Consider the following 24,448-nt stretch of genomic DNA (forward strand, 5'->3'; position numbering starts at 1 on the left):
ATCATTGGAGAGGAGCCGCACATGATTTTTACCAAGCAAGCTCAGAACAGAAAGAAAGATCCCGTGTTTGGCTGGGTACTCTCATATGTAAAGCCTTATCGAGGTTGGGTCATGATCTGTATCATTGCCGCGCTTCTTGTGGCTGTCGCAGACATTTGGATGGGAATCTTAATCAAAACCATGGTCGAACATACGAACAACTTCGACAAGCTAGTCAGTATTGCTCTCATCATTTTTTGTCTGACCATCGTCGGTTTTCTCTCAAAATATTTCATCACATATTCGGCAGCTAGATTCAGTTCAAGAGCCATGAGAGATTTGAAAAACAGCATGGCTGCCCATCTTGAAAAAGTCCCCATGTCCACCATGGATAAATATCATTCCGGCGATCTCGTTTCACGCTTAACAACAGATGCCCAAATCTTGCAAAGCTTTTTGCAAAAGCATTTTTTCCAGCTTTTTTATTTGCCAGTTGTTTTTGTCGGAGCTCTTGGACTGTTGTTGACGATCAATTGGAAGTTAATCATCTTCAGCATCGCAATCTTACCTGTCGCCATCGCGATCACAGGGTGGATGAGCAAACCGCTGCAAAAATATTCGGAGCAAATGCAAGATCATCTGGGTCAAACGAACGTAATCGCTCAAGATACACTTTCCGGCATTCACATGGTCAAAGCTTTTCAATTGGAAGGCGTTTTGTATCGGAAATACCATGCGGGTATGAAACAGGTTTTGAAAAATGCGTTTCTGGCAGAGAAGAAACGTGCGTGGATGACAGCACCTGGGATTTTATTGTTTTCTTCCCCCATTCTGTTTTTTGTTGCTTATGGTGGGTACTTGATACAGGCAGGAGAATTGGATCTGGGCAGCTTGGTCATTTTCAGCTATTTGCTTCACTTTATTATCGAACCACTGTCACTCGCGCCCGTGTTGTTTGCCCAAGTACAAGAGACATCAGGTGCGGCAAAGCGGCTGCAAGAAATTTTTTCACAGCCAGTCGAACAAAATGATCAACCACCGATTCAGATTGATCCAAAGGCGATTCCTGTACAGTTTCAGGATGTTACGTTTGCCTACGAGCAGGCAAAGATTCTTGAACATGTTAGTTTTACGTTACATCCGAACAAAACCATTGCGTTAGTAGGGGCCAGCGGAAGTGGGAAGAGCACCATCATGAAGTTGCTGTGCGGGTTTTATCAAATGGAACCGGGCAACGGAAGATTACATGTTTTCGGACATTCTATGGCGGATTGGAATATGACGGACATGCGGAGCTACCTTTCCATGGTTTCTCAGGATACAACGCTATTCCCCGTGTCTATTGCGGAAAATATCTCGTATGGACGCATTCACGCGACACAAGACGAGATCATCGCAGCAGCAAAAGCGGCCAATGCCCATGACTTCATCATGGAGCTACCGCAGGGTTATCAAACAAAAGTGGGAGAACGAGGCTCTCGTTTATCCGGAGGACAGAAACAGCGCATCGCGATTGCCCGAGCGATTTTGAAGGACGCCCCGATTCTGCTGCTGGATGAACCAACGTCTGCCCTCGATACAGAATCGGAAGCTTTGGTACAGGAAGCGCTGGAAAATGTGATGAAAAATCGGACTGTTCTCGTCATTGCCCATCGACTGTCTACGATAAAAGACGCGGATGAAGTGCTCGTTTTGGAGCAAGGACAAATTGTTGAACGAGGTACACACTATGATTTGCTTGCCCAAGACGGCGTTTATACCAGATTGTATCAAAAACAGTTTGCCGCAGAGATGCATAGCTCGCTGGCAGCAGGAGGGGTATAGGCATGTTCATCCAGAATTTGATGCGGGAACTACTTCAACTCCTGTCGTTTATGAAATCGAAAAAGCGAGCGTATATGTTGGGCCTTGTGGGTGACGGAATCGGTCAAGCTGCTGTATTAGTATCCTTGCCTTTCGTGTTCAAGGATCTGACGGATTTTGCGAACACAAAAGACCCTGCGTTATTAACCAGAGCGATTGTCACCATGGCTGTGATGTTCCTTTTGCTGAGTATCCTGTCACCATTTTTTAGCTACATATATCGTCGATGCGTTCGCGAGCTCATTGCCAACATCCGGCTTCAGGTCTATCAACGTTTGAGCAAGCTCCCTTTCGATTATTATGAGCAGCACCATTCGGGAGATACGATGTCGAGACTGGGCAACGATGTTGTCCTCATGGAAAACGCGTACGCAGAGCAATTGAAAACATTGAGCATCATCCTGCTGTCTCTGATCGGCTCGATCCTAGGAATGTTTGTGATGGATTGGAAAATTGCCGTCGTCCTGTTGCTCGTAAGCGGATTGACTCTTTATGTAAATACGCTGTTTGCCAAGTCAGTACGGCGCATTGGAGATCGAATGCAGCAGCAGATGGGGATGGGGACAGAAAGATTAAACGATTTTTTGTCTGGGTTGCCCATCATCAAAATGTTTCATTTACATAACGTTGTGACCGCCCGTTACACGGAAGCAAACGAAGAAGTAGCTACGTCTGCCATCAAGCAAGGGCATAAACATGGATTACTGGAAGGGACCAATTTTTTCATCCAATTTGTAAGCTTCGGGGGAATGCTTGTTTTTGGAATCATGATGGTTTCCAAACAAATGATCGGGTTTGGTGTGCTCGTCGCCCTCGTTCAACAACAGATGCTTGTGACACTGGCCTTTCTCCAGCTTGGCCAAGTCATCACAGCGTTGCAGAGCTCGCTAGCAGGCGCTTCTCGGGTCGTCGATTTTCTGAATGAACCTTCAGAACCAGAGGAGTATCAGAATAGTACCGACAAACACCAGCATTGTGAAAGCATGCTGAAGCTGGAGCAGGTCGTTTTCGGATACAACGATGCTACAAACGTGCTGGATGGTGTTACGTTGCGAGTCGACAAAGGCCAAATGGCTGGGCTAGTCGGAACGAGCGGAAGTGGAAAAAGCACCGTCATGAAGCTTCTATTAGGGTATTACCCACCTGCTAGCGGAACTCTTTATTTACTTGGCAAGCCCATGGGAGCTTATTCTCTTGCAGAAATTAGAAGCTTGATCTCATACGTGCCTCAGGATGCCTTTTTGTTCGAAGGAACCATCGAAGACAATATCCGCTACGGATGCCTGGATGCTTCGGATGAGGATGTCATCAACGCAAGCAAAGCAGCGTATGCGCATGATTTTATTAGGGAATTGCCAGACGGCTACCAGACCAAAACAGGAGAACGTGGTGCCAAGCTATCGGGCGGACAGCGTCAACGAATTGCCATTGCCAGAGCCATCCTGAAAAATGCACCGATTCTTCTACTGGATGAAGCAACCTCCGCTCTGGATGCAGAATCGGAATATTGGGTGCAGCAAGCATTAACCGCACTCATGAAGGATAAAACAGTCCTCGTCATCGCTCATCGCCTGTCGACCGTTGAGGATGCCGATGTGATTTACGTAATGGATCATGGAAAAGTCATCGAGCAAGGGAGCCATGTTGAGTTAATTCAGCACAACGGTACGTATGCCAACTTGTACGAAGTGCAGCAGCGAAAGGATCGAACAGAACAAATCAGTAGTCTTGAACTGACAGAAAGGAGAGTGAGTGCTACATGATTGCCATTTATGCGTTGAAATGTCCTGCTGTCATGGAGAAAGAGTCGTTCAACCGATTTTTACAAGCACTACCCGAAGAAAAACGGGAACGGGTCAACCGTTTCAGAAATCCGGCTGATTCCTATCGTGCGTTGCTCGCGGACGTGCTCGTACGCTCTCTGATTTGTGAAGCCTACGAGATTTCCAATGAAGAAATCGAGTATGACTACAATGCATACGGAAAACCTTTTTTGAAATCATTTCCCAATTTCTGCTTTAACGTCTCTCATTCTGGGGAATGGGTCGTCTGCGCCACGCATGACTCGCAGGTGGGGATTGATGTGGAGCAAATATGCCCAATTGAATTGGATATTGCCACTCATTATTTTGCACCAGCCGAAGTAGAAGATCTTTTGGAAAAACATCCGAATGAACGGGTTTCGTATTTCTATGACCTTTGGACTTTAAAGGAGAGTTATATAAAAGCGAGAGGCATGGGGCTGTCCATTCCGTTGCAATCATTCGCCATAAGAAAAAACCTAGACCAATCGATTTCGATATCGCAAAGTGATTCGGGCGAGGCTTGGGCATTTCAGCAGTATGAGATCGATCCAGGCTATAAATTGTCAGTATGCGCGACTACCAATCAGTTTGCTGCTCAAGTAGTCATAAAGGATTTACAAGATTTGCATCAAGCGATTTTTCATTGAAAGATGTCGAGGTAATTACGTAATGAGGAAAGGGTGGGAAAAGAGATGAAATTGTATTGCTTTCCATATGCAGGTGGACTTCCTAGCATTTATTACGGTTGGAAACGGGGAGTGTCGCCAGCGTTATTGGAAATGGTTCCATTCGAGGTACGGACTTCCCTTCATAGCGATAGCGTGGTTCTTGCCACCTCGTTTTATGAGGTCTTGGAGGATGTATACAATCGAATTATACCAGAGCTGGGGGAAGAACCTTTTGCTTTTTATGGCCACAGCATGGGGGGATTAATCGCGTATGAACTGACGAGAAAGCTGTTGCAGAATGGAAAGCCACTGCCCCAGCACTTGTTCTTGTCTGCATCCCGTGTGCCACATGCGTATCACAAACTGGTAAAAACATACAAACTGCCGCATGACGAGTTCATCGAATCGCTACGTACCCTTGGGGGCACACCCGATGAGGTTTTGGATAATCACGAGATCTTGGAAGTATTTTTGCCTATGATTCGCGCTGATTTCCAGGCCGTGCAAACGTATGAAATGAATCACGAGCTTCCTCAGCAAATCCCCGTCAACATGACGGTTTTGTTCGGGAAAGAAGATTCGATTGAAATCCAAGATATTGTGGCATGGCGAGACTATTGCGGGCGAGAATGCAAATTTTACCCTATGCCTGGTGGGCATTTCTTTATTCATCAGCAAATGAATACGATCCTCGTGATCATTCAAGACACATTGAAGGTAGAACAAGCAGTTGCAATCCGTGCACAATTCTAACGATTGTGTACGGCAACAATAAATCCTAGGTGAAGGTTGGTGTTTTTTTCATGAATCAGAAAGTACTATCTCGTTTGCTAGCGGCCGTTACATTATCAACGGCGCTGGTCTACCCACAAGCAGCAAGCGCGGCGGCTCCAGCTCCAGTTTTGCATGATGACAATCCAAGTGGTCATTTTGGTGACTGGTACACCGGTGCGGTTCCTCCAAATGCATCCAAAGACAAGCCCGTGATCCTGTTTGTCCAAGGTCTGCACTCCTCTTACAATACTTGGTATACAACAGACGGATATTATGACGCAGCCTATAACGCTGGGTATCGTACCGCATTTGTGCAACTGAAGGACGCGGATGGTACTGGTGGCAACATGTGGACAAACGGAGCCAAGCTCGCTGAAGTCATTAAAAAGGTTGCAGATTATTATGGTGTTTCCAAAATCAATATCATTGCACATTCCAAAGGTGGCATCGATACACAGGCAGCACTCGTCCACTATGGCGCGCATCCGTATGTCAACGTTGTTCACCAGCTTTCCACGCCAAACAAAGGCTCAGAATTGGCTGATATGGCGTACAGCAATTGGGCAGGATGGCTCGCGGACATTCTTGGCAAAAAAGACGATGCGGTGTATTCCCTGCAGACGTCATATATGGCCAACTTCCGTGCACAGACTGACAGCCGTAGCGAAGTTAGTTCAACTAAGACATACATGGCAGCCGGAACAGGGGATGATGGCTGGTTTAGTGCTACCTGGTTTGGTCATGCGGTTCTTCCTGGTCAAGACGATGGAGCCGTTTCTGTTGAGTCTGCCTTCGGTTTGCCGTATGGGATCAAGAGCTTTACAAAAGACGTTTCCCACGGTCAAATAGCGAAAGCCTCACAAACATGGAATCTGGTTCAACCGAAATTACAAAATGCATCTATGAAAGAACGTGCAAAAAAAATAAGCAAAGACAAATCGAAAGAAACCACTGTGGAAGAAAGCTCCGTTATTCTCCGCGGAGGCGAAGTGGAAGACAACACCTCCGAAACATTTTTCCTGGAGAGCGGAGTCGATAAGCTGAATCTTGATACGATGACCTCGTCGGAAGACACCATTGTGACCTTGATCAGTCCGTCTGGCAAAAAGTACGAGGCGGATCTTAGTAAAACAAGCGAGTCGGAGGATGAACCAGGAATATTCCAAGATGCTGTTCATCACTTCATTGAAGTAGAGGAGCCTGAAGCAGGCGAATGGACACTGGAAGTGGAGGGTTCTGACGAGGCCTTTTTCATGGTTGGTTCCGTGGATGGTGGAGAAGAAGCAAAAGTAAAAGCGAGCAAAAAGGTATTCAAGAAAGGCGACAAAGCGAAGATTTCCGTCGACCTGGGCAAAAACGAAATTGATCAATCATCACTGGAAAAAGCAAACCTGACTCGTTCCATGAACGGCGAAAAAGCAAGCGTCCTGGATGAAGTGAAGTTTGCCGTAAAAGAAGATGAGCTTACGGGCAATTTTACGGTGCCGACGAAGCCAGGCGTTTATAATCTCTCCTTTGACATAACCGGCATCAATGAGGATGGCGAACCATTTACACGCTCTATTAATTACAATTTTGCGGTAACAAATAGCGATGGAGAATTAGAAAAATAAGAGCAAACCATTTCACGGCCCTGAAAAAGGGTCGTTTTTTTCTGCATATAACGGCATCTCAAAGACAAAGATCACCATACACCTGGCCAGGCTGGACTAGGTTGTGCGGAGATCTTTATTTATTCTTCACCAGACTAGTTTTCCATCGTTTCATGTAACTTTCTAACTATTTCACAAATACAATCAAACCGTTTACAGCCTGCCTTCGTTTCCTTTGATAGAACCGTAAAAAAACAAGTGTGAAATGGAGGAAGAATCATGAGGAAGACTGTGTTCCTAGCAACTCTACTGCTTTTTTTCTTTACGACTACCGGAATGTCAGCTTATGCAAAAATGGACGGTAAGCCAGCGTCCCAGGCAACACCAAATTCCAGACAAAGTGACCAAGTCATCCGGGTGTACGGACCAGGTGGACCACTTGGACCGATCAAGGAAGCTGCTGAACATTTTTCGGCTGAGACGGGAATGAAGGTGGAAGTAACAGCCGGACCAGAGAGCAAGTGGATCGGTCAAGCAAAGCAAGATGCAGATATTATTTTCGGTGGCTCCGAGTATATGCTGCAAGATTTTATCTTTCACTACCCCGACATGATCGACACCAAAACACGTACGGAGCTTTACACGCGTGCTGCAGGAATATTGGTGAGGAAAGGAAATCCTAAGAAGATTGAAAGTCTGGAGGATTTAACGAAAAAGGGAGTAAAAATAATGGATGTGAATGGGGCTGGCCAGCTTGGCCTGTGGGAAGACCTGGCGGGCAGAAAAGGGCTGATCGGAGGCATTACTCAAAATATTAACGTTTCTGTAAAGTCGAGTGCCGAAGCCATTGAACGATGGAAATCGAATTCTAGTCTGGACGCCTGGATTACCTATGAATCGTGGCATTACCGGCTCCAGGATGTGACTGACCTGGTCGAACTGCCCGAAGAAGAAAAGCTCTATCGTGGAACGCCGATCGCCCTGACAAAAATCACTGATCAGAAAAAAGAGGCACAGCAATTTATTGATTATTTAAGAACGGAAAAATCTCACCAAATCTTTCAAAAATGGGGCTGGAAGTAAGGAGGAACATACATGAAAAAAGCAGTTTTTACACTTGCGATGCTTTTGATTATTTTTGCTTTGGCTGCTTGCGGAAAAAGCACGGAGGTAAAAACAGAGGCGGTTCAACCCGATCAAGCCCTCCAGCTTTTGAAGAATGAAAAAGCAGGAGAGTACCTTGCCGATCCTCAGGGAAGGGCCTTGTATTACTTTAAAAAGGACGAAGCAGGAAAAAGTAATTGCAGCGGGGACTGCCTGGCAAACTGGCCAGCATTTACCCAGGAGGATTTCGCCGTCCCAGAAGGTTTTGACAAAAAGGATTTCGATACGATCACAAGAGAAGACAATGGGAAGAAGCAGGTTACATACAAAGGCTTTCCTCTCTATTATTTTGCAAAAGACCAGCAAGAAGGGGATGTAAACGGACAAGGAGTAAAAGAAGTATGGTTTGTCATAAACAGCGAAACAGTATTTGAATAAGCTTGCCCAGGGAACGATCAGTCGCGGTCGTTCCCATCTTTCCTTTTATAATAGTGTTATGGCAGTATATTTTTATCCAAAAGCAGGGAGTGCCACATGAAAGAAAATTACGATGCGGAATTAATGCGATTGGTAAATGAAAAAAATGGTCACGCATTAGAGGAGCTCTATGATCGATATATAAAGCTTGTTTACGGCTTCGTTATGAAGTTTTGTAATGGGAATGAGGATAAGACGAAAGAAATTATTCAGCTGGTCTTTTTGAGGCTATGGACAACAAACAGCCATTACGATCCTGCTCAAGGCAGCTTTGTAAATTGGCTCCTCACGATTACCCGCAATATATGCATTGACTACCTTCGCAAAGAGAAGAGGCATACGCAACACCATCACGAGGAACATGAAGAGATCGCCGACCCTGCAAATGCAGTCGAGCAACGAGTAAATACGAATGATATTGCGATGGCAAAAAACAAATTGCCGACGGCTCAAAGAAAATTAATCGATCTGCTTTATTGGAAAGGATATTCTCTTTCAGAGATCGCCAAGCTGGAACAAGAGCCGCTCGGCACGATTAAAAGCAGGCTTCACCAGGCTCTTAAAGGATTGAGGAAGCATCTGAAACTGGAGGATATAAAATGACAAGGGTTTGTGATCATATAATTTCATATATAGCAAATGAGCTCAAGGAGAGCGACCACATGGCCTTTGCTGAACATGTAAAGAATTGTAAGGAGTGTAAGAAAGAATATCAGGAATTATCCCAGGCCTGGCATGCTTTGCCGTTCGATTATACCGAAATCGAGGTGCCTGAATCGCTAAAAGGCGAGGTGCTGGGGTTTGTTTTTGAGCACAAAAGGAAAAGCGGTACGGAAACATTCATGGCTAAGATGAGCAAGCTCCCCATGATGCTAAAAAGCCAGTTCACTCCCGTTTCAACCGGTATCGTGGCCGTCTTGTTGCTCGCGTTTATTGGTCTTGGAATAACGAATGTACAGGTAAAAAATCGCCATGCGGAAAATGTCCCCATTGAAATTGTAACGTCGATTCCCTTAAAAACAGCCAATCAAAGCCACCCGGGAACAAACGGCATCGCCTATATTGTCCAGCAGGGATCAGAGAAAAATTTGGTGGTGCAGGTTCACGAATTGCCCGGCGTCGAAGGTTCACAGGTTTACCAGGTTTGGCTGCTGAAAAACAGCACGAGGGAAAATGGTGGCATATTCAAGCCGGACGAAAACGGATCCGGCATACTGACCTACCAGCTCGCCGAAGGGCAGACTTTTGATCAAATCGGCATTACTGTCGAACCGGACGCCAACAGCAGACAACCGAGAGGAAAAAAAATAGCCGGTTCATAGATGGTAACAGAAAAGGACAGATATATTTTAAATATCTGGTTAACCGTATAGTACAAACGAGTGATAATCTTCAAGAAACTTCCCCATGGAACCCGCATATGTCCACACGGCTCGGTCAGTTCCGCCTTATGGATTTGATCGTGGAACAAACACAAGTAAGTAGAGGCTGCTGGTGTTAAAACCGGCAGTCTTTGCTCAACTAACTGGCAGGAAAAACTTAGGTGAAGTACGATTGATACCACTTGACGATTGGAAAGCAAAAGTAGAGAAAACCCGTGATGATTGGCGAGGCTCCACAGTCCTGCTAACTGGACCAAATCGGTATAGCGGTACAGCAACGCTCATTACTAAAACAACGAATGATCGAATTTGACCAGTGACATTTCAGGGCTTGGCGTCAACAAGACGAGGGGCCATTTTTATTTGATTACTTTTTGTTGTGAAAATTAGTTATTTTCAGAATTATATATTGTCGTTTTTTCATCTGCCGCTTATAATTCTACTAGTGCATGAACTTCATATCCTCATTTTTTCGAAGTATATACTTCAGATTAAACCTGAAATTACTTTCCTGTTTGTAAGAAATGAAACAAAGGAGGCATGACATGAAGATGAAGGAGTGGGAAGCGGCGTTCGAAGCATACGTCCAAAGGCTGATGGATGATTTTCAGGTTCCCGGTGCGATCATTGCTGTAGCCAAAGACGGAGAACTCACTTATGAAAAAGCGTTTGGTTTTCGGGACCGTGAAAAACAAGCTCCCATCGATCTGGATACGGTATTTGGGATCGGATCGATTACGAAGTCGTTTACATGCATGGCGATCATGCAGCTTCAGGAAGAAGGAAAGCTTTCCGTACATGATCCGGTAATCACCTATTTGCCTGAGTTTCGAACGCCGGATGAAGCTCAAACGAAAAGCATTACCATTCATCATTTCATGACACACACCCTCGGATTTCCACCACTTCCATCTCTCATTCCAGCTATGCTACCCAGCTTACAAGCCGATCCGACAGCAGACGAATTACTTCACCATTTTGAAGACCAATGTAAACACCCAATCGATACCTTCGAAGACCTCATGACATATATAGAGAAGCTGCCCTTTGAATTGTTGGGACCTGCTGGGACAGAATTCAGCTATTCCAACGAAGGTTTTGGCTTGCTTGGGGCGATTATTGAGCGTGCCAGCGGTAAACCATACGAAGCCTATGTCCAAGAGCATATTTTACAGCCAATTGGCATGGAACGAACGGTTTTTCATGTAGAGGAATTAGCTGAGGACAACAATACTACCATGCTGTACACACGTCGCATGAAAGATGGTGTTCGTGAAGTAGTACGCGCCCCAGGTTGGTGGGATGCTCCCTCCATGCGTGCAGCAGGCTTTCTCAAATCGACCGCACGTGACATGCTTCGCTATGCGGATGTTTATCGGACAGGCGGGCTTTCAAATAGAGCGAGAATCATCTCGGGAGATAGCGCCTCACAAATGATTGCTCCTCATGTCCGTGTTGATTTGAGCCGCAGCTATGGTTACGGACTCGGCATGTTTCCATTTTCCGAAGATTACACCTTACTTACCCATACCGGCGGCTTGAAAGGGATGACCGCGCAAATGTTCATCGTCCCAGAGGCGGGAGTAACTGGCATTCTTTTGACCAACATGGATGATGCCCCTATTTCCAATCTGAGCTTAGGACTGTTGAATAGTATGTTCGGCCGCCTGCTCGAGACGCAGTTCGCCACATTTCCCGAATATGAAGTGCCGCTTGCTTACTTGCAACAATGTCCTGGTACATATAAATCAGGAGAAGGAGACGTAGTAGAGATCAGATTTGATGAAGCACAGAGCCAGCTTATGCTCGTTTTAGGCAGTGATGTGTTCCCACTGCGTCCCGTTGGCGAAAATACGTTTCTGTTCACGCGCCACAACATCGATTCACTCATCCGCTTTGTTCGCCACCCAGAGGGTGAGATCAAGCGCTTGGCGTTTGGTTCGCGCCAAATGCCGAAAGCAATCTAATCAAAGAGAGGGAGGCACTTTCGCATGAAGGTGTTTATTTCGTTGGACATGGAAGGGATCTCTGGATTAAGTGAATGGGAGGACGTGATCCCTGGTCGCAGACATTACGAAGCGGGGAGAAGACTGTTAACCCAAGATGTGAATGCGGCAATTGAGGGAGCACTGGAAGCAGGAGCCACCCAAATTATTGTCAATGAATCTCATGGGCCGATGAACAATATCATCCTGGAAGAATTGCATCCACAGGCAGATGTCATCCGTGGTTTTTTCAAGCCTCTCTGTATGATGCAGGGGATCGACAGTAGCTGCGATGCCGCATTTTTCATCGGTTATCATGGAAAAGCAGGGACAGGAGATGCGGTACTCAATCATACATTGTCTGGCCTTGCTATCCATCGGCTAATCTTAAATGGTAAAGAAGTGGGCGAAGCAGGGTTAAATGCAGCAATCGCGGGAGCCTTTGGTGTCCCTGTCGTACTCGTTACCGGAGATTCCCAAACGGCTAAAGAGGTGGAAGAAGATATCCCTGGAGTCTTTACGGTCGCTGTGAAAACAGGGATTACAGGCCTCTCGTCGCAAGCGATGCATCCCGTTCGTGCGAGAGAGCTGATCCGTCAGCAAGCAAAAGAAGCATTGCTCCATCGCCGTACAGTTAAACCGCTTGCCCAAAAAGTAGAGAATACAATAGAAGTCGAGTTTACGAAATCACAATTTGCCACAGCAGTCAGCTGGATGCCAGGAATCGAACTCATCGAAGGACGCACGGTACGCTTCCATTCGCCTGATCTTGTTAGCATGATGCCCGTTTTGCAAGCAATGCTGTTGATAACCGGGCAAGTGAATCGGATGATTACTGGTTAAGTAAACAAAAAAATGCAGCCCCTCTCACGAGGATCGCTGCATTTTTTTCAGTGCGCCCAGCATGGGCGATAACTCTAGGGTGTAAGTCCCGAACGGGGGTTGGCTGTACCAACCGTTAGCTCAAGGCAAGGGTGTCTACCGTGAGGTGGAATCTGGAGGAAGCCGGCGGCAAAGTCCCGACCTGAGGTACACGAATCCAATTTGAGGCTGTTGTATTCGGGCGAGTCTGCTGAACAAGACGAAGCCCTATACAGCCAAGGAATACAGCAGTAAACTTGGGCAGGTACATGGGATGAAAGTTATCGTTCTTACCTGGGGAGGTCTGCATGAAGTGCCTTCAAATGTTGGTAACCGTCTCCGTAAGGAGTCGCTGAACATGCAGAAGTCAGCAGAAGCCATAGTACCCAAGTATAGGACGCTTGAACGGGGAAGGGCTGAACATTAAGTCAACACATCCGCTAATCACTTTCGTGATCAAACTGTGAAGCAGAATTCCGTAAGGAACTACTCTTGGAGAATAAGGGTGAAGCCCTGAGGGTACAAGAGAGGGCTGAGTATTGACCGACAAGACTAGAAGGATGCGTGCGAAGGAAAGGGTATCGTCATGGAGTTGTTGGAGAAAGTCCTATCACGGGAAAATCTATTAGTGGCGCTCGAAAGAGTGGAAAGAAACAAAGGATCGGCGGGAATCGACAGTGTTTCAACCGAACAACTGCGCGATTATATCCGTGAACACTGGTTAACCATTAAAGAACAGATTATGAAAGGAACCTATAAACCTTCCCCTGTCCGCAGAGTCGAAATCCCGAAAACTGACGGAGGGGTAAGGTTATTAGGTATTCCTACCGTGATAGATCGCTTAATCCAACAAGCCATTCTCCAAGTTCTTACTCCCATATTCGATCCCCACTTTTCAGAATCCAGTTTCGGATTCCGACCGAATCGCAGTGCGCATGACGCTATGAGACAAGCACAATCTTATATTTCCGAAGGATATCGCTTTGTCGTAGATATGGACTTAGAGAAATTCTTCGACCGGGTAAATCACGATATTTTAATGAGTCGGGTTGCCCGAAAAGTAAAAGACAAAGCTTTGTTGAAACTTATTCGCGCATACTTACAAGCAGGCATCATGATCAATGGAGTCTGCCTCTCGGCAGTAGAAGGCACACCACAAGGTGGCCCGCTTAGTCCGTTATTGGCGAACATCCTGCTTGACGACTTGGATAAAGAGCTGGAAAAGAGAGGACATCGCTTTTGTAGATACGCAGACGATAGCAACATCTACGTGAAAACAAAGCGGGCGGGAGAACGGGTAAAAGAGAGTATCCAAAACTACTTGGAGAAGGTACTTAAGCTAAAAGTAAATGAGCAGAAAAGTGCAGTGGATCGACCTTGGAAACGTAAGTTCCTCGGTTTCAGTTTCACTAACGCAAAGCAAGCAAGGATTCGGCTTCATCCAAAATCACTTCTGAAGTTGAAAGAGAAAATCCGCTTCATCACAAATCCGGTATGGAGCATCTCTATGGATGAAAGGATTCGGAAGCTAAACCAGTATCTCATGGGATGGGTTGGATATTTCGCCCTTGCAGATGCAAAGAAAATTCTACAATCCATCGAAGAATGGATACGGCGTAGACTCCGACTTTGCTTGTGGTCTCAGTGGAAGCGAATAAAAACCCGATATCGAGAACTTCGTTCTCTGGGTTTATCACACGTCCAAGCAATAGAAATTGCAAACACCCGAAAGGGTGCGTGGCGTTCCACAAAGACTCCTCAAATACACAAAGCCCTCGGAGTTGCATACTGGCAACAACAAGGGCTGAAAAGTTTAGTACAACGATATTCTGTTCTTCGTCAAGCTTGATGAACCGCCGTATACCGGACGGTACGTACGGTGGTGTGAGAGGACGGGAGTTAGTCACTCCCTCCTACTCGATTTTTAGTTCAGAGGCTTATGACTTTTCAAATACGCAAGGGCATTATAAATCATTTCGGCTGCCTCTTCGCGAGTGACGGGCTTTTTCGGATGGAGCTTGTTTTCCTTATCCAATTCGATAATATCTCTTGCCAAAGCTCGTTGAATAGAGCCTTGGTAATCCACGGTGAGTTCTTCATCATCTCGGATTTCTACTGGTACTAGTTTGATCATGGGCAGATTACCTTTGGTCTCCATGACTTTCATCAGCTGGTGAATGAACTGCTCTCTGGTCCATTCTGCATTCGGATCGAGATCATTCGGTAATTCCAATCCGTTCACTGCCGCTATGATCAGACTTTCAGCATACCAAGCATCGTTATCTGCTTTGGAAAAATAGTCAGTTGCCTGTGGGGCCTTTACAAAAGTGATCGCAGCCAGACTCAAATCAAAGGCATTTACCATCAGTTGAATACCTTGAGCAGCCGTAATCGTTTCGTTCGGTGCAAATTTGCTATCATCTACGCCTTTTATCACACCTTGTTGCTGTAAGGAAAGAATTTTATCCTTCGCTCCCGATTGGCCAAGATCCGTAAAAGGAGTCGTTGCAGCAAAGCTTGGTTGGGCGAAAGACACAGTGAACAATGCAAGGAAGGAAAGAGAGATCATATTTTTTCTGATATTCATGGTAGCCACCTCGTCAATTTTTGAAGTTTCATTCCATTTGACGAGGAACAGCTGATAACGTTTCAGCTTTCTTTCGCAAAACTATCGGGTTAGATAGGGGTACTGCGGGAATTTTCTGTTTGTTTACAACAAAATGATTTAAGGAAAACTTTATCTTTTGAGTACGATTTCATTTAACATTGCCTAGTACCATCGTAGTAAAAAAGAATAATGTGTGTTTGAACAATGGAGGAAGTGGAAATGAAAAAGAGATTTCTCTTACTAGGTATTCTTTTATTGTTGTTCAGTTATCCATTCTTGTGGCCACTCATTGATGCTTTATGGGAACCAAAAGAGCCGGATGCTGCAGCTTTCCCGAAATACAAAGCGATTCGAGTTGAAAAAGACCAGATTTATCAGGGCATCCACACAAATGAAAATCGACCAATCCCCAGAAGGGAAATGGCTACAAGAAAACGCCTGGAATTACGGGTTTATTTTGCGCTATCCGAAGGAAAAGGTCACAATCACGGGCGTTCCTTACAATCCTATGCATTACCGATTTGTAGGTTTGCCGCACAGCGCCATTATGCAAGAGCGCCAGTTAACCTTGGAGGAGTACGTGAAATACTTGCGGGAGGCAAAGGAAGTGTCAGGGACGATAAATGGTGGCGACTACAAAATTTATTATTATCCAGTGGCGACTAGCATCATGATTCAAGTGCCGACCAATGGGAAATATGTGCTTTCTGGCGACAATCAGGGAGGTGTTATTGTGACAGAGTTTTTGTAGTTTGCAGAGAGCGAATCAGGCCGCTAGTTTTGAAGAGATATGAAAAAGACTGCTGAAGCTTTCAGCAGCCTTTTTGTGTTGGGCCCCAGAAAATAATTAAATCACACGTCTTCCGACCTCAAAACGTTTTTCCCAAGAAGTCCCCTTGAAATTGGTTGTTGTAACTCCAGGTTTACCGTACGTATGCAGCAGCTTATTGTCCCCAGCGTAGATGGCAACATGGGTAATGCGAGAAGACGAGCTACCGTAGCTGTGGAAGAAAACAAGATCTCCTTTTTGCAGTTGATCCTTCGAGACTTTTTGACCGACTTTAGACTGTTGACGTGAGTCTCGTGGCAGACTTACTCCGACTTCTTTAAACACTCGCTGTGTAAAGGAAGAGCAATCAAATGTACGCGTTGTTTTTTTACTGGAACCAAATTTATAAGGGACGCCTTTATACTTCATTCCTTCTGAAATGACCTGATCGGCAATGTCGGAAGAGGGAGTAGTGATACTATCTATCCGTTTATTCTGATTACTATCCGTATAACTTTCCCCATTCGCTATCAGGTCGTTATTCGTACCATCTTGCACGATCTGACCAAATTGCTCATTATCAATCTGTTCCATGCGCTGATCTTCAACTGATTTTTCAATAATCTGTTGCAGGTCCTGGTCATACTTATGCTTTTTCTGATGGTTATCCTGATTATGTGCAGTAGTGGAGTTGAGACCTGTCTCAGAAGCCGCGTAGGCTTGTCCGCTCATGAGAAGAGAAGTTCCCATTAGAATAGCTACGACCGTAGTAGTGGTACCCTTCCAGTTTCGCTTTGTCATGATGTTCCTCCTTCTGAATGGTTGATCATGTTGTGTGTTTCTCATCCACGGTCTTATCGTACACAAAAAAACTAAGATTCCCGGTAGAATTTCATGAGAGTTTCCTGAGAAAACTGTTGGTAAGATATTCAAACGGAGATGATATCCATGCCTACGCCAGATGGAAAAGGCTATTTGCTGCTTGTTGAAGATGAACATAACTTGGCAAGATACTTACAATTGGAGTTGGAGAATGAGGGATTTTCGACGGATATTGAATACGACGGGCTTTCCGGATTAGAAAAGGCATTGACGATAGAGTACGACCTCATCCTCCTGGATGTCATGCTACCCGAATTATCGGGGATAGAATTATGCCGACGAATTCGGGAAACCAAAGATGTCCCTATTATCATGATCACGGCTCGGGGAGAGGTTCCGGATATCGTGACGGGTTTAGACAGTGGAGCCAATGACTATTTGGCAAAGCCGTTTGCCATCGAGGAATTGTTTGCCCGGATTCGAGTCTTATTGCGTCAGCGGGAATCAAAAGCAAACCAGGAGATAGTGGTTGGCCGATTGCGCATCCAGCCCAACGCGCGGCGAGTGTTCCTCGATGAAGAGGAAATCATGTTGACCCCACGCGAGTTTGATTTACTTTATTATCTAGTCCAAAACAAGGAGCAAGCGGTCTCGCGAGAGCAAATTCTCACAGCCGTTTGGGGGTTTGACTTTATGGGGAATACCAACATCGTGGATGTGTATATCCGGTATTTGCGGAACAAAATTGAAAGTGATCCATCCGTGAAGCTGATACATACCGTCAGAGGAATCGGCTATACACTACGAGATTAAAAGGAGAACGCAGTGCTTACACCTCGCAGATACTCACTCAAATGGAGACTGACACTGTTTTTTAGCTCTGGCATGCTGGTTTTGCTTCTCTTTTTGTCTATTTTTATTTTTTTCAGCACCTCTAATCTCGTCCATCAACATGAGCAAAAATTACTCAATCAGAAAGCGACGGCCATCGCAGCCGATTTGAAAACAGAAATCACCGAAGAAGCATCGTTGAAGATTCCCTACCTGACGCGTCTGTTAACCAATTACGCTGACGTCAATCAATCCATTACCATCAGCGATCAAAACGGCAAGGAAATCGCCTCGATACAGGGAGCCAACTGGAAAAAAGACCCGGAAGACTATTATGAAAGAACCTTGGTCGCGAAAGAGCCTGTACAGCTGCCGTTCACATCCGAGCTTTTGTTTGTGCAAATTTCTACTACGACAGAGGCGCTTGAATGGTATTTTTCGATCTTGCTCACGATTCTTTTTCTCTCGTCCTTTTTTACTTTGCTTCTTTCGGCGATTGGAGGCTACTGGCTGAGTAACTGGGGACTGAAGCCTCTCGATCATCTTATCCAGCAAATCCATTCCATTTTCCCTCAACGTCTCTCCCAACGAATTCACCATCATCACGTAGAGACTGAAATCTACGAGCTAATCCATGCCTTTAATCTGTTGCTAGATCGTATGGAAGAAGCAATGGTCTATCAGCAGCGATTCGTCACAGATGCCTCTCACGAATTGCGAACACCGCTTTCGATTATTGAAGGGTATGTAAGTCTTCTGCAAAGATGGGGGCAGCACAAACCAGAAGTAAGGGACGAAGCACTCGCTGCTGTTGAGCAGGAGTGTAAACGACTTTTCAAACTCATCGATGACCTGTTGTCGTTAGCCAAACTACAGCATGTCTCACAAATAGGCTCAACGAAAGTCGTGCAGCCATTAACTCCTCTGTTACTGGAAGTAAAGCAAGCATGGGTACCCATTTTCCCTCCACAAATTAAGCTGCTGTTTGAATGGGAAGAAGCTCTTGTCCTTTTCATGGATCGAGAGCGGATTCGACAGTTATTGGACATCCTTTTGGACAATGCACGGAAATACACCGATGAAGGACAAGTGAGTGTACGAGCATATGGGGATGAAGAGGCCGTGCACATTGTGGTAGAGGATACGGGGATCGGTATTCAGGCAAAGGAGATTCCCCATCTATTTAAGCGATTTTATCGCGTAGACAAATCCCGTACGCGAAAAAGGGGAGGAAGCGGGATCGGTCTGGCCATCGCCCAAGCAATTGTCGCAGATCACGAGGGAAGCATCTCCATAGCTCCTTCCGCGGAAAGAGGCGTGATTGTTCATGTTTTGTTGAAAAAAGCGGGAATGGATGGATGACATGAACGATGAACGCTAGGGCTCTGTGGGCGTGCATTCTCAGAGCCTTCGTTTCTCATAGTGTTCTGGTTTATGAACCTGTAAAATGAAAGGGAGTCAATACAAAGAGTCATTCTTTTCATTCCTCTGTCCAAAGCCCTGTGGGAGGACTTTCGGCAGAAGAAGCCAGCCATTTTTAAGTTTGTGGCTGACTAGCAATATGTTTAAGAACCTTTTGAATTACACTTTGTAAAGTTTCCCTGGTTTTTTGCTCAGGCATCCCAAGGATAGATTTAATCTCTGGATAGGATAACTGCTGCTCATAACGGAGAAGAAAAACAGTCTTCTCGATAGGTTTTAAAATATCGAGCCATTCCTGTTCTACTTTTTCTCCAAGTCTTAGACCAAGTTGCTGATATGCATGCTGGCAATGATTAATCATCATCAGGATTTCCTTCTTCCTTAAATACACATCAATATCATTAGGCCTTCTAATAAATGATAGGTCTGTTTCGTCTGCCTCAAGTTGCCCCAATTCTGAGCGGTATTGCCTTATTTGTTTTCGATAAGCAGCATTAAGCTCTAACCATTTTCCTTTAGACATAAGATCCTCCTGAAAATTGATAAGTAAATATGAACTTAAGGGAAATATCTATAAAACATGTACTTAGTGTTTTAAGAAGCTCCTATAGGTCCTATACTACTTTCTAATCGGGAACTAGAGAGGTTTTCTGATATTTTTGCTAGGCTTCGATCATTTGATAAGGGATGATGGAGAACGGTACCTAATTCTTACCAATTATGGAATCTTTCGATGGAAGTTACAATTATTTAGATTCGGAAATAAAGGAATAGATTCTATTGACCTTCGTCCAGTAATGCTCATCCAAGTGCTAGGGAAAATCCAATTTTTTTATGAAGTAAAATTTTCCAATTGTTTATTGGCAACCACAGAAAAAGCGGAAAATTTAAAAAGAAGGAAACTTATAATATATATTGCTTCCTTTTCATATAGATTAAGTAGTGTGAAAAAGGGAAAATTTTCCATACTAATTCTGCATTATGAGAAGGAGGAAAATACTATAAGTTAACAAAAGTAAAACCTGTTAATCAATGCAGTGGTTAAGAAATCTGGTCTATTTGAGAAAATGAAAAAAATGTTGGATAACATTATAACGAGAAAACTTGAAAGGAATGAATATACTTATGTCAGATTTTAAACAAGATGTATATTATACACTGAAGAGTAAAAATAGTGGCCTATATCTTGATAATCAAGGTGTATCAAATGATGGAACGATAGTTACAACATATCATTACACAGGGATTGATCATCAGTTATGGATGATAGTCCCAATAAATGATGGTAATAGTATACTTTGTAGCAAAAACAGTGGTCTCATATTAGATAATCAAGGTGTCTCAAAAGATGGAACAAAAGTTACAACATATCATTACACAGGGATTGATCATCAGTTTTGGTATATATCACCAGTTGGAGGCGAAGATGGGTATTATACACTTAGGTCTATGAACAGTGGCCTATATCTAGATAATCAAGGTGTCTCAAAAGATGGAACACCGGTTACAACATTTCACCGCACAGATAATAATGACCATCAGCTTTGGGCTATAGAGGAAAGTGATTCTAAGGTTAAAATACCTTCTATGCCAACAGCAACATTCCCACCTGCACCAAAATTTATAGATGACCATACTCTTGAGCCTACTCCTAGTCCAGTTATAACAAATACTGCGTTAGTACCCTATTTCGTAGTAGATGATAGTTTTGAGTCAAGTGCGAAAGATAAAATAACTAATAATCCGTATTATCTTTTTACTAAAACAGAATCTTGGAAGCAACAGGCTCAGTTAAATAATATTTCTTCTGGTGACGAGAGAACTTATCAGGTTTCATCGGGAATCTCGTCAACAGATCAATCATCCATGACAAAGACAACTAGCATGTCTATAGGGGAAGACCTCGGATTTTCATTTGGACCTTTAAGTGAAAGTATAAGTGTATCGTTTTCAGAGGAATTACAAGTGTCGGAATCCCATTCAAGTACTCAATCGACAGAGGAGACATATACTTTAACTCATGTAAATTCAAAAAAGTATACGGAATCTTGGGCGTTATTTTATGTTCAAGAGGATTATAAACTTCTTCGATCAGATGGCAGCCTTGTTGCCGATCCTTGGTCACTCTTAAATTCAACTAAATCAGGAGAGGCTGTTTGGCCTGAGGAACTTTAGGAAGATTCCCAAGGAGGAGGGATAGTAGATCAATGGGATTCATGTTACAGAAGAAAATCTTCATAGCATATAAATCTCAACAAGTACATTTTAGAGAAACAATAAACTGAATTTTATAAAACAAACTAAAGAAGAACCTATTAAAAACGGTTTCTTCTTTAGTTTGTTTTCAGGTCATGAAATGGCACTTTTATGCTTTGAAATGAAAAAATCAATAAACGTATGCCAACTTTTCATTTCATTGAAGTAATTTGTGTCACTCAATAATTTTTGGAATTTTTCATCAAATAGGCACGAAAGTCAAACATTCATAAAAGATTACATAAGATTTATTAGTAACAAAACCCTCCCTTTTGTTACTATTATTTTCAAAATATGATATGATGATAGAAAGAACTAGTGTTTGCATTATCTCTATTATTTTCAGACAATTCGAAAAAGAGGAGGGGCAAATGTTCGACCTCATAAAACATAGTCGTTACGATTTACAAACTCAAACCTCGTGGGATCATCTTGCCCATTTGATTCAAAGAGATGGATGGATCATGAGGACATGCGATCTCTTTTGCTAAAAGACGGGAAAACGTTAACGCTTGAATTTATTGAAGATGATTGGATTTTCTTTCTCTTCTATTTATATGGGAAAACACGTAATAAACAGCTGCAACCAAATAGTATTCTGGAATACAAACGGGACATGAATGTGTTGCTAGAGTTTCTTGTCGATCCGGCAAATGCATTCAACACTGTTGGCCTTGCAGATCCAGCTCCTCCTTCATGTAGTCTAAAGGACATTGGTCGATTACAATTACGTGCTTATGAACGATACATAAAAGAACGGTATGCTCCCAATTCGGCTGTACGTAAGCTGAGTTTCTTGAAGAGTATCCTTCGTTTTGGATACGAGAAGGGGTTTGTATCACACAACTTTCGGGATGAGTTTTCGATTGGCCAGAAGGTTGTGGCGATGACAGAGAGAAAGTTGAATTATGAAGAACTACCGGTTGTGCTCAATGAATTAAGGAAGAAACCGATTCTCACGGAGGTGCTCAAAGTGGGAAAGTCCCATAAATACATACATAGCAAAATTGGAATACGCCAAGATAAGATGAAGGGTTTTCAGCATCCCCAATATGTCATTACAATCAATGACATCACTTTGAATGACTATTTGAATCAAAATACGCAGAGTCGTTCTTTTGATTTATTGGTTCCACCTATCGGGCTTTTTGATAATCGGGATCAGCAAAGAGTCCTTGAATTGCTTTCTTTTATAAATGTAACTCTTCCTATTTTAGTTTGTTCGGATGACATGGATTTCTCTTGTACTGTTGTCGCCACGAATGTAGAAGAGGAGGAGAATTACATCATTTGGAAAACGTTCGGATATGGGGTGGACATGTCAAAACCGATCCATGTTCCGCCATTAACCTTCGAAAAAGACGTGTATAGAGAATTTGTTGAAGCGTTCAAAGGTTTTATTCAAGAGTATTGATGACTACGTAATGATAGGCATTCCCTATCGAAATGATAACAACGATACTATTGAACAATGATTCGTCTCGTCATAAACTGATCTTGACTCCCGCATCAGCGAACATCATCGCGTTTTACCGTGGCAATTAACTGCTCCATAAAAACTCGGCTCGCCGCACATAAATACTTGTTTTTTCGGTAAACGATACCGATTTGCGCTGTGATATTTGGCTGTTGGATTGGAATCGTGCGAATCCGTTTATCATCGATATAGTCGAGGTAGCCTTTCGAAAGAACCGTGACACCGACGCCTTGTCCGACCATATTCGTGATCGATTCCATTGTGGTCATCTCTAAAACAGGCTGTGGCGAGAAGCCCAGCTCCTTACATTTTTCATCAATCAACTGACGCAAAAAGTACGTGTTGGGCAATAAAATGGAGGGGGTTTCTTTCAAAATCGCAAGGGAAGCAAACGGTTCCTTCGCGAGCGGATGATCCACAGGTACGCCAATGGCCAAATTTTCTGTATAAAGTGGAATGGTTTCCAGATCGTCATGCTCCATCGGTAAAAAAACAATCCCCAGATCGAGTTCGTTTCTCAAAAGTCCTTCATAAATATCACCAGTTCTCAACCCGAAAACAGACAATTCTACTTTCGGATAACGCTGGTGAAACTCGATAACAGTAGGCGGGAGCAAGTAATTAACAACCGTCAGCAGTACGCCAATTTTTAATGTGCCTTTGCTTAAGCCTTGCAGCTCGCTAATCGCTGCGCGTGCCTGTGACAACTCATGAAACACCTGATAGCTATGGTGAAGCAATGTTTTGCCTGCTTCCGTCATAACCGTTCGTTTGCCAATGCGATCAAACAAAGGCATGCCAATTTCATACTCAAGCAGACGGATTTGCTGACTGAGTGAAGGCTGCGCAATGCCCAATTTCTCAGCTGCACGAGTAAAATTTAACTCCTGGCACAGTGCCATAAAGTATTCTAATTGCTTGAGCTCCAAAAAGACCAACCCCCGGCGATTTATGAACGAACAATAGGATTTTCCTATTATTATAAGATAAACCATTATGAAATGATATGAATGTAGTGTGCCATGCGCACTCCATGAAAGCAAGAGGTGATCGCTTGTGAATATCGAAATCCTATCGATAAATGTAGGGAAACCAAAACAGGTACAGTATCAAAACAAAGAGGTTTCTACCGGCATTTACAAAACCCCGACCACAAAAGCTCTTTATTTATCCTTTTTGAACTTGGAGGGAGATGGGCAAGCAGATCTTGTCCACCATGGAGGGAAGGAAAAGGCTGTATGCGTCTATCCCTATGAGCATTACCCATTTTGGGAGGCCCAATTGCAGAGGGAGCTTCCAATCGGTGCATTCGGAGAAAATCTGACGATCCGGGGATTAGTAGAAACGGGTGTTTGTATCGGTGATACCTTTCAGCTAGGGGAAGCGGTTGTACAGATTAGTCAACCGAGACAGCCCTGTTACAAATTGTCTGTGCGTTACGGTGTACCTGAAATGTTGGGTAAGGTACAAGAGACCGGCTATACTGGTTTTTATTTTCGCGTGCTAAAAGAAGGGCTTGTATCTCATACGGATGGATTAATAAGACTTTCTTGTCATCCCAAAGCGATAACGGTCTCGTATGCAAACCGAATCATGCATCAAGAAAAAGACAATATCGATGGTATGAAAAAGTTATTGGAAGTAGAGGAGCTGTCCTCAAATTGGCGAGCGACTTTTACCAAACGATTATCCGGCGTGGAAATTGATACCCGTGAAAGGCTGACAGGCAACCAATCATAACAACAGTATTGGCAAGCAAGAATGTGATCGTTG

Annotated in this window: 22 protein-coding genes and 1 pseudogene; 19 read left to right on the forward strand and 4 right to left on the reverse strand. The window is 44.0% G+C overall.

Annotation, left to right across the window (positions count from 1 at the left end):
- Positions 1–21 precede the first annotated feature (21 nt).
- The 13 genes from ACUUHJ_RS15125 to ltrA all read left to right on the forward strand — a co-directional run bounded on the left by ACUUHJ_RS15125 (position 22) and on the right by ltrA (position 14,339).
- Complete coding sequence (locus tag ACUUHJ_RS15125; protein ID WP_472299224.1) at positions 22–1,803, forward strand: ABC transporter ATP-binding protein; 1,782 nt, start codon at positions 22–24, stop codon at positions 1,801–1,803.
- Positions 1,804–1,805: 2 nt separating this feature from the next.
- The gene (locus tag ACUUHJ_RS15130) at positions 1,806–3,605 is read left to right on the forward strand and encodes an ABC transporter ATP-binding protein (RefSeq protein WP_472299225.1); all 1,800 of its coding nucleotides are present in this window, start codon (positions 1,806–1,808) and stop codon (positions 3,603–3,605) included.
- Entirely contained in the window at positions 3,602–4,294 is a 693-nt protein-coding gene (locus ACUUHJ_RS15135; protein ID WP_472299226.1) for a 4'-phosphopantetheinyl transferase family protein, read from the forward strand. Before ACUUHJ_RS15130 ends, ACUUHJ_RS15135 begins: the two co-directional genes overlap by 4 nt.
- A 45-nt stretch (positions 4,295–4,339) precedes the next feature.
- Positions 4,340–5,068, forward strand: a complete 729-nt coding sequence (locus ACUUHJ_RS15140; RefSeq protein ID WP_472299227.1) for a thioesterase II family protein — start codon at positions 4,340–4,342, stop codon at positions 5,066–5,068.
- A gap of 50 nt (positions 5,069–5,118) precedes the next feature.
- On the forward strand, positions 5,119–6,702 hold the full coding sequence (locus ACUUHJ_RS15145; protein WP_472299228.1) for an alpha/beta hydrolase: 1,584 nt from the start codon (positions 5,119–5,121) through the stop codon (positions 6,700–6,702).
- 258 nt (positions 6,703–6,960) lie between these two features.
- Entirely contained in the window at positions 6,961–7,764 is an 804-nt protein-coding gene (locus ACUUHJ_RS15150; protein WP_472299229.1) for a substrate-binding domain-containing protein, read from the forward strand.
- Between the two features lie 12 nt (positions 7,765–7,776).
- The gene (locus ACUUHJ_RS15155; protein ID WP_472299230.1) at positions 7,777–8,223 is read left to right on the forward strand and encodes a hypothetical protein; all 447 of its coding nucleotides are present in this window, start codon (positions 7,777–7,779) and stop codon (positions 8,221–8,223) included.
- Between the two features lie 96 nt (positions 8,224–8,319).
- Positions 8,320–8,865 carry an RNA polymerase sigma factor gene (locus ACUUHJ_RS15160; protein WP_289677937.1) on the forward strand — a complete coding sequence of 182 codons (546 nt, stop codon included), beginning with the start codon at positions 8,320–8,322 and terminating at the stop codon, positions 8,863–8,865.
- A 59-nt stretch (positions 8,866–8,924) separates the two neighbouring features.
- Entirely contained in the window at positions 8,925–9,584 is a 660-nt protein-coding gene (locus ACUUHJ_RS15165) for an anti-sigma factor (protein ID WP_472299231.1), read from the forward strand.
- 172 nt (positions 9,585–9,756) lie between these two features.
- The gene (locus ACUUHJ_RS15170; RefSeq protein ID WP_289677939.1) at positions 9,757–9,957 is read left to right on the forward strand and encodes a hypothetical protein; all 201 of its coding nucleotides are present in this window, start codon (positions 9,757–9,759) and stop codon (positions 9,955–9,957) included.
- Positions 9,958–10,189: 232 nt separating this feature from the next.
- Positions 10,190–11,611 (forward strand): serine hydrolase domain-containing protein, encoded by a 1,422-nt coding sequence (locus ACUUHJ_RS15175; protein ID WP_289677940.1) that lies wholly within the window; start codon positions 10,190–10,192, stop codon positions 11,609–11,611.
- Between the two features lie 24 nt (positions 11,612–11,635).
- Positions 11,636–12,472, forward strand: coding sequence for a M55 family metallopeptidase (locus ACUUHJ_RS15180; protein ID WP_289677941.1), 837 nt, complete (start codon positions 11,636–11,638; stop codon positions 12,470–12,472).
- A gap of 604 nt (positions 12,473–13,076) precedes the next feature.
- Entirely contained in the window at positions 13,077–14,339 is a 1,263-nt protein-coding gene (gene ltrA / locus ACUUHJ_RS15185) for a group II intron reverse transcriptase/maturase (RefSeq protein ID WP_106834678.1), read from the forward strand.
- A gap of 75 nt (positions 14,340–14,414) precedes the next feature.
- Here the strand turns inward: ltrA and ACUUHJ_RS15190 are convergent, their stop codons facing one another.
- A complete protein-coding gene (locus ACUUHJ_RS15190) occupies positions 14,415–15,077 on the reverse strand; it encodes an S-layer homology domain-containing protein (RefSeq protein WP_289677942.1) in 663 nt (220 codons plus the stop codon).
- Positions 15,078–15,540: 463 nt separating this feature from the next.
- Between ACUUHJ_RS15190 and ACUUHJ_RS15195 the strand changes: the two are divergent.
- A pseudogene (locus tag ACUUHJ_RS15195) lies at positions 15,541–15,696 on the forward strand (D-alanyl-D-alanine carboxypeptidase family protein); the annotation flags it as partial.
- Positions 15,697–15,945: 249 nt separating this feature from the next.
- Here the strand turns inward: ACUUHJ_RS15195 and ACUUHJ_RS15200 are convergent.
- Positions 15,946–16,668: a C40 family peptidase gene (locus ACUUHJ_RS15200; protein WP_289677944.1), complete on the reverse strand. Its 723-nt coding sequence runs from the start codon at positions 16,666–16,668 to the stop codon at positions 15,946–15,948.
- A 147-nt stretch (positions 16,669–16,815) separates the two neighbouring features.
- Between ACUUHJ_RS15200 and ACUUHJ_RS15205 the strand changes: the two genes are divergently transcribed.
- Positions 16,816–17,502, forward strand: a complete 687-nt coding sequence (locus tag ACUUHJ_RS15205; RefSeq protein WP_064199512.1) for a response regulator transcription factor — start codon at positions 16,816–16,818, stop codon at positions 17,500–17,502.
- A gap of 12 nt (positions 17,503–17,514) precedes the next feature.
- Positions 17,515–18,882, forward strand: coding sequence for a sensor histidine kinase (locus tag ACUUHJ_RS15210; protein ID WP_289677945.1), 1,368 nt, complete (start codon positions 17,515–17,517; stop codon positions 18,880–18,882).
- A gap of 175 nt (positions 18,883–19,057) precedes the next feature.
- Here the strand turns inward: ACUUHJ_RS15210 and ACUUHJ_RS15215 are convergent, their stop codons facing one another.
- Positions 19,058–19,465, reverse strand: a complete 408-nt coding sequence (locus ACUUHJ_RS15215) for a sigma factor-like helix-turn-helix DNA-binding protein (protein WP_289677946.1) — start codon at positions 19,463–19,465, stop codon at positions 19,058–19,060.
- A 602-nt stretch (positions 19,466–20,067) separates the two neighbouring features.
- Here ACUUHJ_RS15215 and ACUUHJ_RS15220 point away from each other — a divergent pair.
- Together ACUUHJ_RS15220 and ACUUHJ_RS15225 are read left to right on the forward strand one after the other, a co-directional pair.
- Positions 20,068–21,117: an RICIN domain-containing protein gene (locus ACUUHJ_RS15220; RefSeq protein WP_472299232.1), complete on the forward strand. Its 1,050-nt coding sequence runs from the start codon at positions 20,068–20,070 to the stop codon at positions 21,115–21,117.
- A gap of 538 nt (positions 21,118–21,655) precedes the next feature.
- On the forward strand, positions 21,656–22,612 hold the full coding sequence (locus tag ACUUHJ_RS15225) for a hypothetical protein (protein WP_472299233.1): 957 nt from the start codon (positions 21,656–21,658) through the stop codon (positions 22,610–22,612).
- A 95-nt stretch (positions 22,613–22,707) separates the two neighbouring features.
- Here the strand turns inward: ACUUHJ_RS15225 and ACUUHJ_RS15230 are convergent, their stop codons facing one another.
- Complete coding sequence (locus ACUUHJ_RS15230) at positions 22,708–23,604, reverse strand: LysR family transcriptional regulator (RefSeq protein ID WP_289677949.1); 897 nt, start codon at positions 23,602–23,604, stop codon at positions 22,708–22,710.
- Between the two features lie 127 nt (positions 23,605–23,731).
- Between ACUUHJ_RS15230 and ACUUHJ_RS15235 the strand changes: the two genes are divergently transcribed.
- The gene (locus ACUUHJ_RS15235) at positions 23,732–24,415 is read left to right on the forward strand and encodes an MOSC domain-containing protein (RefSeq protein ID WP_472299234.1); all 684 of its coding nucleotides are present in this window, start codon (positions 23,732–23,734) and stop codon (positions 24,413–24,415) included.
- Positions 24,416–24,448: the final 33 nt, after the last annotated feature.

Source organism: Brevibacillus schisleri (assembly GCF_055685845.1).